This is a genomic window from Paenibacillus protaetiae (assembly GCF_004135365.1).
Lineage (GTDB): Bacteria > Bacillota > Bacilli > Paenibacillales > Paenibacillaceae > Paenibacillus_AP > Paenibacillus_AP protaetiae.
This window is the reverse complement of the sequence record NZ_CP035492.1, coordinates 2,904,894-2,917,166: the sequence shown is the minus strand read 5'-3', so window position 1 is coordinate 2,917,166 and position 12,273 is coordinate 2,904,894. Positions and strand designations below refer to the sequence as shown.

Annotated in this window: 13 protein-coding genes; 7 read left to right on the top strand and 6 right to left on the bottom strand. The window is 55.3% G+C overall.

The window, feature by feature from the left end; translation table 11 throughout:
* Positions 1-153: 153 nt before the first annotated feature.
* The 3 genes from ET464_RS13500 to ET464_RS13490 form a co-directional block, all read right to left on the bottom strand.
* Positions 154-972 (bottom strand): DUF6492 family protein, encoded by an 819-nt coding sequence (locus tag ET464_RS13500; protein WP_129441700.1) that lies wholly within the window; start codon positions 970-972, stop codon positions 154-156.
* Between the two features lie 80 nt (positions 973-1,052).
* Positions 1,053-1,715 (bottom strand): cupin domain-containing protein, encoded by a 663-nt coding sequence (locus tag ET464_RS13495; protein ID WP_129441698.1) that lies wholly within the window; start codon positions 1,713-1,715, stop codon positions 1,053-1,055.
* Between the two features lie 153 nt (positions 1,716-1,868).
* The gene (locus ET464_RS13490; RefSeq protein WP_129441696.1) at positions 1,869-2,297 is read right to left on the bottom strand and encodes an SET domain-containing protein; all 429 of its coding nucleotides are present in this window, start codon (positions 2,295-2,297) and stop codon (positions 1,869-1,871) included.
* Positions 2,298-2,476: 179 nt separating this feature from the next.
* Between ET464_RS13490 and ET464_RS13485 the strand changes: the two genes are divergently transcribed.
* The 3 genes from ET464_RS13485 to ET464_RS13475 are packed head-to-tail and all read left to right on the top strand — an operon-like array spanning position 2,477 to position 4,234.
* A complete protein-coding gene (locus ET464_RS13485) occupies positions 2,477-3,139 on the top strand; it encodes a peptide-methionine (S)-S-oxide reductase MsrA (RefSeq protein ID WP_129441694.1) in 663 nt (220 codons plus the stop codon).
* Between the two features lie 32 nt (positions 3,140-3,171).
* Complete coding sequence (locus ET464_RS13480; RefSeq protein WP_129441692.1) at positions 3,172-3,894, top strand: HAD family hydrolase; 723 nt, start codon at positions 3,172-3,174, stop codon at positions 3,892-3,894.
* A gap of 25 nt (positions 3,895-3,919) precedes the next feature.
* Positions 3,920-4,234 carry a thioredoxin family protein gene (locus ET464_RS13475; RefSeq protein ID WP_129441690.1) on the top strand — a complete coding sequence of 105 codons (315 nt, stop codon included), beginning with the start codon at positions 3,920-3,922 and terminating at the stop codon, positions 4,232-4,234.
* 251 nt (positions 4,235-4,485) lie between these two features.
* Here the strand turns inward: ET464_RS13475 and modB are convergent, their stop codons facing one another.
* Positions 4,486-5,175 carry a molybdate ABC transporter permease subunit gene (modB, locus tag ET464_RS13470; protein WP_129441688.1) on the bottom strand — a complete coding sequence of 230 codons (690 nt, stop codon included), beginning with the start codon at positions 5,173-5,175 and terminating at the stop codon, positions 4,486-4,488.
* Positions 5,172-6,038: a molybdate ABC transporter substrate-binding protein gene (gene modA, locus ET464_RS13465; RefSeq protein WP_129441686.1), complete on the bottom strand. Its 867-nt coding sequence runs from the start codon at positions 6,036-6,038 to the stop codon at positions 5,172-5,174. Before modA ends, modB begins: the two co-directional genes overlap by 4 nt.
* A 161-nt stretch (positions 6,039-6,199) precedes the next feature.
* Here modA and ET464_RS13460 point away from each other — a divergent pair, with 161 nt between their 5' ends.
* Positions 6,200-7,303: a helix-turn-helix transcriptional regulator gene (locus ET464_RS13460; RefSeq protein WP_129441684.1), complete on the top strand. Its 1,104-nt coding sequence runs from the start codon at positions 6,200-6,202 to the stop codon at positions 7,301-7,303.
* A 145-nt stretch (positions 7,304-7,448) separates the two neighbouring features.
* A complete protein-coding gene (locus ET464_RS13455; protein ID WP_129444394.1) occupies positions 7,449-8,201 on the top strand; it encodes a GTP pyrophosphokinase in 753 nt (250 codons plus the stop codon).
* A gap of 126 nt (positions 8,202-8,327) precedes the next feature.
* On the opposite strand, the gene hflX is transcribed toward ET464_RS13455, so the two are convergent.
* Entirely contained in the window at positions 8,328-9,593 is a 1,266-nt protein-coding gene (gene hflX, locus ET464_RS13450) for a GTPase HflX (RefSeq protein WP_129441682.1), read from the bottom strand.
* Positions 9,594-10,154: 561 nt separating this feature from the next.
* Between hflX and ET464_RS13445 the strand changes: the two genes are divergently transcribed.
* On the top strand, positions 10,155-10,829 hold the full coding sequence (locus ET464_RS13445; protein ID WP_129444392.1) for a response regulator transcription factor: 675 nt from the start codon (positions 10,155-10,157) through the stop codon (positions 10,827-10,829).
* Complete coding sequence (locus tag ET464_RS13440; RefSeq protein WP_129441680.1) at positions 10,826-12,244, top strand: sensor histidine kinase; 1,419 nt, start codon at positions 10,826-10,828, stop codon at positions 12,242-12,244. The genes ET464_RS13445 and ET464_RS13440 overlap by 4 nt, the downstream gene beginning before the upstream one ends.
* Positions 12,245-12,273: the final 29 nt, after the last annotated feature.

Genomic DNA, 12,273 nt, shown 5'->3' with positions numbered 1-12,273 from the left:
TTTTGGTTTATTTAGTTTGTTTTGCTTTCATTGTGCTGGTCATCTCATCTAGCGGCCCGTTTAACGTCATCCGGTCAGTAAAGCCCCATTTGCTGCTGACGGCAAACGCTTTGCCGTTTTTCACAGCCGGCAGGCTTTTCCGCAATGAACCGTTCAGTATGCTGTCAGCCGCTTCGTATACAGCTTGCGCTCATGAAAGCTAACCGAGCGGTATTTGGCCGCAAGCGATTGAATGCGGTCCTTCGTTAAGGTCGATGCGTCCGAATGCAGCGCGCGGTTGAGCGCCGCTTTCAGCTTCACGCTTTGGGGATAGCGGCTGTATACAAAATTGCCGTACGTCTCATATTCGCTAAAGGCGAACTGTCTTTTTTTGTTCATGCTGGCGAGTATGGCTTTATACCAGATTCGGCCGTGGCGCTGCTCAATATGCCGCTTCAGCTCGCGCAGTTTTGCTTTCTCGAACAGCATGTAATGCGTGACGAAGGAGCGGGGGGCGGCGGCCTTGCGGCCGATCAGTTTTTGATAGGTGCGATAATATTCCGGCTGGCTCCAGTTGCGGGTGTAGTAGGTCGTTTGCCCGCCCGCAATAAACGTATGCGGACGAAGGAGCACGGTGTCGGCGTCGATCACGAGAAAATGCTTCGTTGAAGCAAGCTTGTCGCCGCTTAGCTTCAGCAGCTGCTGGAGCATCCAGCCCGAACGCTCCCAATGTTTGGAGCTGTAGCGGATATCCTGCTTCCGCAGCGGCAGCACACTGTTTTCGTTTACGAACCGGTAGCCGTTCCGGCTGCAGAGCGAGCGGATAGCCGGTTTGTCTGGCGCCACAATAATGACGTCGCCTATCGTATGCCGTACGTTTTGCTTGGCGGCCTGCACGACATGAGGCAATGTTTTTAAATCTTTTTCGATAACCGGAATAATCAGGTCAAGCCGGTAGCCGGAGGCTGTTCGGGTTCCGGTTGCAGACGCCATGCGTGATCAACTCCCGTTTAGGCTGTTCGGACGTATATAACATATGCCGATTCGGGAGCATCCGGCTGGGCGGAGCGGCATTAATACGGATAGGAATAATAAACCGGGTAGTAGCCGTACGGCTGGCCGGCGTAGGAGTAATGGTAAGCCCGGGCCGGGTAAGGAGATTGCTGCAGCTGTTCAACATCCGGCGCGCCTTCACGGGAAGGCTGGCAGTTGTTAGGCGGGCCGATGACGACCGTATCGGTAATCGGCGCCAGCGTTTCTTTCACCTGGTTTTCATTCAGGCAATACGAATGAGCGAATACCGCTGCCGGCGTTAAGCGGAGCAGATCGGAGCCGGGGATAAATTCCGGAATCGGCGCGTCAAATATAGCCAGCAGGTGCGTATTGTCCGTTGTGGCAATTTCGTAATGCCACCAGCCTTGCGGAACGTTGGCCACTTGACCGGGCTGCAGGCTGAAGTTAAGCAGTTTTTTCGTAAACGGATTAATCAGCGATACAATAGCGGAGCCGGAGATGACATAGACAAGCTCGGATGCGTTCTGGTGAATATGGGGCTCCACGATATTGCTTTTGCTTAAATAAATATCCAGCAGGGATACGTTGCCAAGCGTATTGAGCTGGTTAACGGAAAGCATGTTGATGCGGTTCTGGCTGTTTTTGGTGAAAAACGGGTTGCTGTTCAAATCATATGTGAATTGCGTGTTTGGGGATGTATAATCCATATAGCTGATCGCCATGATTGAAATTCCTGCCCTTCTACCAGAATTGGACGTTTACCTAATGGGCAGTGTATGCAGCGGCTGCTTGCGGGGTTCTTCGGGAATATAAGGCTTCTTTATAAAAAAAAGCCCCTTGCAATCTCCGGGGAGAACTGCAGGGGCGGACGGCATTTATTCGTTTGTGCCGCTTGAGTCTTCAGGCTGTCCGCCGTCTTCATCGGCAGGGCCCTGATTAAACCATAACGGATCGTCGTTATCCACTTCGCCGTTATAGTTGATCAGAATTTCTTCTCCGGCGGGAATATCGGTATAGGCATAAAAATCAACGGTCATGTTATCGAAGTTCAGTTCATAGGTGCAGTTAGGCGTGTAGGAGTGATTGAACAACATGCCGTAGCCTAACAAAATCGCGGTATGGTTGGCGCCGTATTCAAACACGTAATCGGCCAGAAGCGTTTTTTCAATATGCACATGCTGTTCATTGGGGAAAGGGATAACAGGCGCTTCATGAAACAATGTGCCTTTGGCTATATCGCAAGTCGCAAATACTCCCCGATTAAATTCGCCATCGCTGAGCTTGGACGTTTTAATTTCGATCATTTTGTATGGTCACCTGCTTTTCGTTATTCGCATTTTTGGAAGCGGTTGTAAGGTAATCAGTGTACCTTACTTTGGCACATACCGCAATGACCGGCTTCTAGGCGCGGCATGATTCACGGCATAATGGATTCGCCGCATCAAGGATAAATAGGATGAATTATTAAGGGGGTTAATGACAAATGGGCGACCGCTTGCTTAATGCGGGCTGCACATCGGGACCTGCAGAGACGATTACGCTGGGCATGGGCTGTTTTTGGAAGCCGGACGCGTTGTTTGGCCATTTGCCGGGCGTTATCCGTACCCGAACCGGCTATGCGGGCGGAACGTCGGCAGACCCGAACTACCGCCGGATGGGCGATCATACGGAAGTAGTGGAAGTGGATTATGATCCTGCGGCAATACCGCTCGCCAAGCTGCTGAAGCTGTTCTGGGACAGCCATAATCCTGTAAATATTAACGGGTATAAAGGCCGCCAATACCAGTCGCTGCTGCTTTACCGGAACGAAGCGCAGCTGGCGGAAGCGCTCATGGTGCTGGAGCAGCTGTCCGCAGGTGGCAAGCTTAAGCCGGAAACGGAAATAAGGCTTTATGACCGTTTTTTTATTGCCGAGGACCGGCACCAAAAGTATGATGTAAAAAGGTATCCCCATGCAGTGGAGCTGCTGGAACGGTTATATCCGCCCGGGCAGAGGTGGGAACACGGTACGCTGGCGGCGCGATTAAACGGGCTGGCCAAAGGTTATACCAGCTTGCAGCGGGTTATAGCGGAGATGGAGCAATGGCCGGCGGATGCGGAGGAGAAATCCCGGCTGATCCGGCTGGTTAAGCAAATCCGCTGGTAAAACGAAAGATAGAGAATGGGAGAGAAGCAGGCATGTTATTAAAGGGGAAACAAGCGGTCTTTTTTGACGTAGACGATACATTATATGACCATCTGGCTCCGTTTCGGACGGCGGTGGAGCAGGCGGCGGGAGCGGACGGCATGTTTCCGTACGAGGAAGCGTACCACCGTCTCCGTTATTACAGCGACACGCTGTCGGCCGAGCTGGGCGGAACGGAAGCCATGGAGGCGGCAGGGCGGCTGGAGTGGATGCGCAGCGAGCGCTTCCGCCGGACGCTCGGCGAGTTCGGCATGGAGCTTAGCGAGCAGGAGGCGGCTGCCGTGCAAGCGGCGTACATCGGCTGCCAATACCGGTTTGATATGTTCCCCGGCGCACGGGAGCTGATCGGACGTTTAAAAGAAGCGGGCCATGTCGTTGGCCTGATTACGAACGGAGCGGGGGCGCACCAGCAGAAAAAAATCGACTCCATGCAGCTGGAGGAGCTTATTCCGGCCGAGCTGCAGTTTATTACCGGCGTTGTTGGCTGGGACAAGCCGGACCGGCGGATATTTGACCATGTATGCGGGCTGACGGGCGTCGCGCCCGAAGACAGCTGCTACATCGGCGACTCGTGGCGCAATGACGTGATTGGCGCGCTCGGCGCGGGTTGGACGGCCATCTGGCTGAACCATCGCCATCAGCAGCCGGAGACGGCGCATAAGCCGCATCATATCGCATCTTCTTACGAGGAGCTGAGCCGGCTGCTGCTGGGGTAATGCCGTTACGAAAGGAGAGGTACGGATGGCGATTCAGCCGATTGAAGAAAAGGAATGGCTGCAGCTTGCGCATTTGGGAACGGCCAAGGAAGCGATCTTGTTCTCTACGCCGTTTTGCGGCACGTGCAAAGTAGCGGAACGGATGCTGGAAATTGCGGATACGGCGGGCGTTCCCGTAACGCTATATCAAATGAACATGAACTTTTCCCCGTCGCTGCGGGACGCATGGAAAATTTCAAGCGTGCCTTGCCTCGTCTTGCTGCGCGGAGGCGAGCCGGTCCGCTTTGAATATACGATGCGTTCGGTGGATCATATTTACAAGCTGCTGAAGGAGCTGTAGAAGCATCGGCAGATGCTTGGCCCATGCATTCAGGCACGGGCTGCATAAGGCAGACGCGCTTGATATGCAGCTGTACAATCCCTATAGGCGAAGTCTGATGCTGTCGTCTAACAAAAAAACCTCCATTTTGCGGACGGCCTGCTTGAAGGCTGTCGGGCAAACGGAGGTTTTTTGCTGTTGTATTTGGCGTTTAAACAACGTGCCTGGCAGCGACGGGGACACTGGCGCGCCGCGCCCGGAAGCGCGGGCGGCTATTCCTTCCTGCCGCCGCGGCCGGTGGCCAGCAGCAGCACGAACGAAATGGCGATGACGGCTCCTGTCCACAGCCAGGCCATCGGCATATTGCCGCTTTCGACCGCCACATAGATGGCGGTCGGGACGGTTTGCGTTTTGCCGGGAATATTGCCGGCAATCATAAGCGTTGCGCCAAACTCGCCCAGCGAGCGGGCGAAGCTGAGCACATAGGCGGCCAGGAGCGAGCCGGATACGAGCGGCAGCGTAATATAGCGGAAAATTTGCCATTCGCCGCCGCCCATCGAACGCCCGGCCGCTTCCAGGTCGCGGTCGATGGAGGCGAAGCCGACCTTCATCGTCTGATACACAAGCGGGAACGACACGATCACGGAAGCGATAACGGCGGCCGGCCACGTGAAGATGATCGGCTGCGAGAACAGCTGCTCAATGAGGCGTCCCAGCCAGCTGCGCCGCCCGAGCAGCAGAAGCAGCAGGAAGCCGACAACCGTTGGCGGCAGCACCATCGGCAGCATAAAGGCCGTTTCCAGCAGCGATTTGCCGCGGAAACGCCGTTTGGAAAGCTGCCATGCGATCAGCGTGCCGCAAGCGGTTGTAAGGATGCTGGCGATCAGCGCCACCAGCAGGGACAGCTTGACCGGCTGGATGAACGCATGCCAGTCGACCGCCGCTGCGCTTGCCGCCATCATTTGGAGGCAGCAGCCGTAAAGCCGTATTTTTCAAACACGGCCATCGCTTCCGGCGTTTGCAGGTAGTCAAAAAACGCTTTGGACTGTTCGGCATGTTTGGTTGCTTTCACAATTCCGATCGGATACGTGATCGGCGTATAGGAAGACGGATCAACCGCCGCCGCTACCGTCACTTGATCGGAAGTTAACGCGTCGGTTTTGTAGACGAAGCCGGCGTCTGCATTGCCGGTTTCCACGTATTGCAGCACCTCGCGGACATCCTTGCCTTGTACCAGCTTGCTTTGCAGGCTGTCCCACAGTCCGGCGTTCGTCAGCGCTTCTTTGGCATAGCTGCCGGCCGGAACGCTTTCCGGGATGCCGATGGCTACCTTTTTCACATCCGGGCTGGTTAAGTCTTCCGCTTTCGTTACGGACGCTTTGCCGCCTTTGGCAGCAACCAGAACAAGTTCGTTTTTCAGCAGCGTCGTTTCGCTGCCCGTATCAATCAGGCCGCCGTCTACGAGCGCCTTCATATTTTTTTCCGCTGCGGAGAGGAACAGGTCGGCCGGAGCGCCGTTCTCGATTTGCTGCTGGAGCGCGCCGGAAGCGCCGAAGTTGAAGTTCAGCGTCGTATCGGAATGAGCTTTCTCGTATGCGGTTTTGATTTCATTCAGCGCATCGGTCAAGCTGGCTGCCGCGGAAATCGTCAAATCAACATGCGCCGAAGGGGTGCTGCTGTCCGCGGGTTTTGGCGATTCGGCGCCGGCGCTGGCGCTGGCGGAAGAGCTGCCTGCATTGCTGCCGGAATTGTCATTGCCGCAGGCTGCCAGTATCAGCAGGGCGGAGAGAGCGATGAGCGTAAGCCATGTTTTTGTTATTTTCACAGTAGGGTCTCCTTTTTCGTTATATTTAGATATAACTAGATATAAATGATTATAGATTATAGGGGAAAACACTGGATGCGTAAACCATTTCGGACGTCGGAACGGCCGCTGTGCTACAATAATACGAAATGCAATGCACGCAAACGTAACGAGGTGTACGAATGGCAGACAATGTATCCTATACAACGGATGAAATCGCCAAGCTGCTGAAAATATCAAAGCTGACCGTCTACGATCTGATCAAAAAAGGCGAGCTGCTCGCTTACCGTGTCGGCAAGCAGATGCGGGTGGACGCTTCCGATCTGGAAGCGTACAAAAACCGCTCCAAAGGGCTGGCAAATGTGCCCGCGCACATGCAGTCGCAGCGGCAGCATCCTCATACGGCGGCACATCCGCAATTGCACACGCAGGCGCAGCCGCAAGGCGGAACAACGGCGGCTTCCGGCACGCTGCCCGTGTCCGGATCGCTGGGCGGCCTTGCTGCGCCGTCCGCCGCATGGAGCGGAGCGGCGGAAGCGTATCCGCATCCGGCTGCGGAAGAGCCGGCATCGGGCATCGCGCGCCCGATTGTCATTACCGGGCAGGACGCCAGCCTGGATCTGCTGGCGCGCCATATCGAGTCGCGGACGGCGGCGTTCCGTCCGCTGCGTTCTTTTACAGGCAGCCTGGACAGCCTTATTTCGATGTACAAAGGGCAGTCGGATATTGTGAGCACCCATCTGCTGGACGGCGACACCGGCGAATATAACGTTCCGTTTACCCGCAAGCTGCTTGTCGGCATGCCGCATGTCGTTATCCATATGCTGCGCCGCAAGGCTGGCTTGTACGTAAAGCGGGGCAATCCGTTTGGCATCCGCGCATGGTCCGATCTGGCGCGTCCGGATATCCGGTTCGTCAATCGGGAGAGAGGTTCGGGCACCCGAGTTCTGCTGGACGAGCAGCTCCGTCTGCTTGGCATCAGCCCGCAGCAGATCCGGGGCTACGAGGATGAGCAGATGAACCATGTGGGCGTCGCCGCCAAAGTGGCTTCCGGCGAAGCGGATGCAGGAGCGGGCAGCGAGAAGGCTGCAGCTATGGTCGGGGATGTCGATTTTATTCCGCTGGCCGTCGAAAGCTACGACTTGGTGCTGCTCCGCAAGCCGGACAACCGGCTGCTGATTGAGACGGTCACGGGCATTTTGCGCTCGGAGCAGTTCCGGGAAGAGCTGCAGGCGATGTCGGGATACGATCTGACGGGAACGGGCGGCATTGTTTACGAATCGTAACGCTAATCTATTGCAATACAGCGGATGCTGCCGGCGCAGCGTCCGTTTTTTTGTACTTGGGCTTCGGGTTGCTTATAATGGATAGGTGGGGAAATCAAGTATGTTTATCCGCCTGCCGGATACATATAGGAGGTAACGCAGCATGATGGATTCCAACTATTTGGATCATTTTCGTAAAATGAAACATGATTTGACTCGCTTTATGATGTTATATAAGTTTGCGCTCAAGGAACTGGAGACGAAAATCGAAATATTAAAAGAGGAATTTCAGCTTTTACACGAATATAATCCGATCGAGCATACCAGCGCCCGGGTCAAAGCCCCGGAAAGCATTCTGAACAAGCTGTACCGCAAAAACTGCGAGCTGTCGTTTGAATCAATACAAAAAAACGTGCGCGATATTGCGGGCATGCGTATTACCTGCTCGTTTGTGTCGGATATTTACCGGCTCCGCGACATGCTGAGCAGCCAGGCCGATTTGACGGTGCTGGAAGAGAAAGATTATATCCAGCGTCCGAAGGAGAACGGCTACCGCAGCCTGCATCTGATCGTGGAGGTGCCGGTGTTTATGTCCGACAGCCAGGAGACGGTATGCGTAGAGGTGCAAATCCGGACGATCGCGATGGATTTCTGGGCGAGCCTGGAGCATAAAATTTTTTACAAATACGATAAGGCTGTGCCTGTTGGTCTGGTGGAGGAGCTGAAGGAGGCGGCGGATTCGGCCGCGGCGCTTGACCGCAAGATGGAACGGCTGCACAAAGAAGTCGCCGAAATTAAAGGCAGCCAGCCCGACGAGCTGGAGGAAATGGTGAAGCAGATTATTGGCGCAGGCAAAAGCTTAAAGCTGCCAAGCCACTTGATCGGCATGCTGGAAGGCGTCGCCGGACCGCAGAACTAACTGCGCCAAAGCGCTTAATGCACTGCCTGCCTGGTATAAAGTGAAACAGGACTGCTTAACCCGCTTGCTAACGGGTCAGGCAGTCCTGTTTTTATAGACTAGGCGTCTCGGCTGCGTTTCAGCCGCTTAAAGCACCGTCATCTCTTGGCGGTATTTCTCGAGATCGGCCGCGCGGCATTCCATGACGAGGCGGGTTCCTTCCTCCTCGTAGCTGGTGCTGCGCACCTGGGCATGCTCGTTAAAATACGAGACGAGCCTTCCCTGCTCATACGGGATCAGCACCTCGCATTCCACGTAATCGCTGAACACCGACTTCCGGATGAGGCCGGTCAGTTCAGCGAGCCCGCTTTTTTGCTTAACCGACATATAAATAGCATTATCGGCCACAACCGGATATGGCTGATCGGTCAAATCGCATTTGTTAAAGGCATAAATCGTGGGAATATCGTTTGCCCCAAGCTCCTTTAACGTTTCATTGGTGACGTCGATCAGCTGCTGGTAATCTTCATGAGCGTAATCGACCACATGCACGAGCAGATCGGCTTCGGCCACTTCCTCCAGCGTCGAGCGGAACGCCTTCACCAGATGATGCGGCAGCTGGCTGACAAAACCGACCGTATCGGTCAGCAGAAACGATTTGTTGTCCGGCAGCTCGATGCTTCGGACCGACGTTTCCAGCGTAGCGAACAGCATATCCTTGGCAAAAACCTGCTTGGTCGTATCCGGGTGATACGTCTCCAGCATCGCGTTCATCAAGCTTGATTTGCCGGTATTGGTGTAGCCGACGAGACAGATGACGGGCACTTCGTTTTTCCGGCGCTGCTTCCGCTGGATTTGACGCCGCGCAACAAGCTTCTCCAGCTCGCCCTGCAGCGCGCTGATCCGCTCCTCGATGCGCCGGCGGTCCAGCTCCAGCTTCGTCTCGCCGGCGCCGCGGTTTCGAAGTCCTGCGCCGCCGCCTTGGCGGCCCAGCGATTCGCGCAGCCCGACGAGGCGCGGCAGCATATACTGCAGCCGCGCTACTTCAACCTGCAGCTGCGCTTCGCGGGTTTGCGCCCGTTCCGCAAATATATCCAGAATAAGAATGGTCCGGTCGATTACTTTGCAGTCCAGTCCCGCCTCCAGGTTGCGGATTTGGGAAGGGGAAAGCTCATCGTTAAAAATAACGGTTTCCGCGCCAAGCTCTTCGCGGATCGCCCGCAGCTCATCCAGCTTGCCTGCCCCGATATAATGCGCCGGATTAACGCGCTCGGCTTTTTGTGTCAGTTCCCCTGCAACGTCGATATAACAGGCGTCCGCCAGGCTGCGCAGCTCTTCCATCGAATAAGCAAAATTGTCATGATGTTGCAGCTGTACGCCAACGATAATCGCTCTCTCGCGTGTTTGTTCCATCTATTTATCATCCTCCGTCAGGTTCGTTTTCATTATAAAAAACGTAAAAAAACACAGGCGTGTCTGCCTGTGTCAGCATGTGCAAGAAGACCGGAATAATAACCGGAATCGGATTGATCCGGTGCTGCAGTCTGATTGTCTGCCGATCGGCACCGCAGGCGGCCTTCTTCCCGCATATAAACGGTAAAGGGAAAGGCCGGTATACCTGTAGCGCGATGCGACAAGTTTATCCGTTCGGAGGCTTCCGTAGAGATTGCCCGAAATGGACAGACTGATCCTGAGTCCTCTGCACGCAGGCAGAGCTTTGCCGTAAACATGGAAATGAAACCGCGCCATCAAGCGCCGTTCGACCGGTTCCATTCATTAGCCGCGCAAAGTTCTAACTCGGATAAAGTCTATCACACGCAATCCTCCGTTCCTGAAAATTAGCTACAGTGTAGCATATTCGGCCCCATGGTGGCAAATGCAGCCATCTGCCGTTTACGGAACGGAAAACTTTATCTAGAATAGGAGGCATACTTGAACATAGAGGAACATAAGGCTGGAAAGGATGTAGCTGGCATGGGCATTTCGCTGTTATACATAGAAGATGATGCAGAGATCGGCAATTTCGTGCGCGCTTATTTGCAGGAGCGGGGTTATGAGATCAAATGGCTGACAAGCGGCGAACGGGCGGTGGAGGAAGCGGCCGGCTGCAAGCTGGTTATTCTGGACGTCATGCTGCCGGGGCTGGACGGATTTACGGTCGGCCAGCGGCTGAAAAAAGCGGAGCCGTCCGTCCCGATCCTGATGCTGTCGGCCCGCACGTCTATCGACGATAAGCTGCACGGGCTGCAGTTCGCGGACGATTATTTGACGAAGCCGTTTCATCCGGAAGAACTGGCGGCGCGCGTCGAGGTGCTGCTGCGCCGGTTCGGCGCGGTCGGCGCAGAGCCGGTTGCAATCAAACATCTGCTAGTATTCGAGCAGGAAAACCGGATCGAAAACCGCGACACAGGGGAAGAAATTACGCTGACGGGCAAGCAGTTTCAAATATTCTCTTATTTGCTCCGCCATTTGGGGCAAATTTTGACGAAAGAGCAAATTTATGAGTCGGTATGGGGCGAACCTTATATCGAAGGCGATAAAACATTGATGGTCCATATCCGTTATTTGCGGGAAAAGCTGGAGCGCAATCCTGCTGCGCCCGAAGTCATTGAGACCGTCCGGGGCATCGGTTACCGGGTAAGAGCATGAAGAACGCGAAACGTGCTCATACAAGCGGAATCAAATTCCGGCATTCCTTGCTGTCGCGCTATGTGCTCATTGTTCTGATTGCGGTCATTTTTTTGCCGATCATCTTCCCGCTGACCGCGATTGCTTATTTGTTTACGCAAGGCTCGTTTCAGCAAAGCGGGGACGGGCTGAAATACGGGACGGCCAGCCATGTGGAAGAGGTATGGCATAACGAAGCCGCCCGGCTTGATGCCGGGCGGCCGGACGAAGTGGACAAGCGGCTCCGCGAGCTGGCGGGAACCTATCCGGAAGCGTCGGTCTTCTGGGTGGACGGCGGCGGCACTCTGCATCCCGTGCAGCAGACGCCGGAGCTGCCAGCGCATTGGACAGCGGATGATGCGATGCGGTTTATGAAGGACTATGTCGGCGGCCAGCCTTTTACGGTTGCGGCGTTTCTGGGGGAAGGCAGCACGGGGCCGGGATTTATGGTGATCCAGCTGCCGAGATCGCTGTTCCGCAACGCCTTTAATATGCAGCCGGGCACACCGATTTATATTTTGGTCATGTTTGTGCTGTTCGGCGGTTTTATTTTTATTTCGCTGCTGTTTTTCCGCCAAATCCGCCAGCGGCTGCTCCGCCTGCAGGCGGCGATGGCGCTGCGCGGCGAAGACGGCCTGCCGCTGCCGATCGGGCGCAAAAAGCCGGATGAAATCGGCCAGCTGGAGGACGCCTTTAATCAAATGGTGGAGCAGCTGAAAGCTAGCGTGCACCGCGAACGCGAGGAGCAGGAGCTGCGCCAGCAGCTTATTTCCAGCTTATCGCATGATCTCCGCACGCCGCTGACCGTGATGAACGGCCATTTGTACGCCTTGCAGCGCGAGCGGATGAGCGAATCCGGGCATGCGGCGATGATTCAGCTGGCCGCTAAAATCGACGATTTGAGCAGCCTGATCGACAATCTGCTCTCCTATACGCTTATGACGAGCGGCCGGTATCCGCTGAAGCTGGAGGAGCTTGATGTGCTCCGGCTTGTCCGGGAAACGGCGGCTTCCTGGTATCCGCTATGGGAGAAAGAAGGAATCGCAGCGGATATTGACGCCGGGGTGACGGAACGCCGCCTGCTGTGGCGGATTGACCGGAACGGCTTCCGGCGCGTGCTCGATAATTTGTTTCAGAACGTAGTCCGCCATGCTTCCGGCGGGCGTTATATCGGGTTATCCTTGCAGCGGCAAGGGGATACGGATGCGCTGGTGATCAGCGACCGGGGCAGCGGCATGTCCGGAAGCGGCAAAGGCGCCGGCATCGGGCTGGCTATTGTAGACCATTTGATCCGCGAGATGGAGCTGGAATGGGAGATGGACCGGTCGCCGGATGGCACGAACGTCATCATCCGCCCGAAACAGCCCGGGAGCCGCATGCGGGATTTGCAATTTTAAACGAATTTTAAACTTCGCCTCTCCTTGGC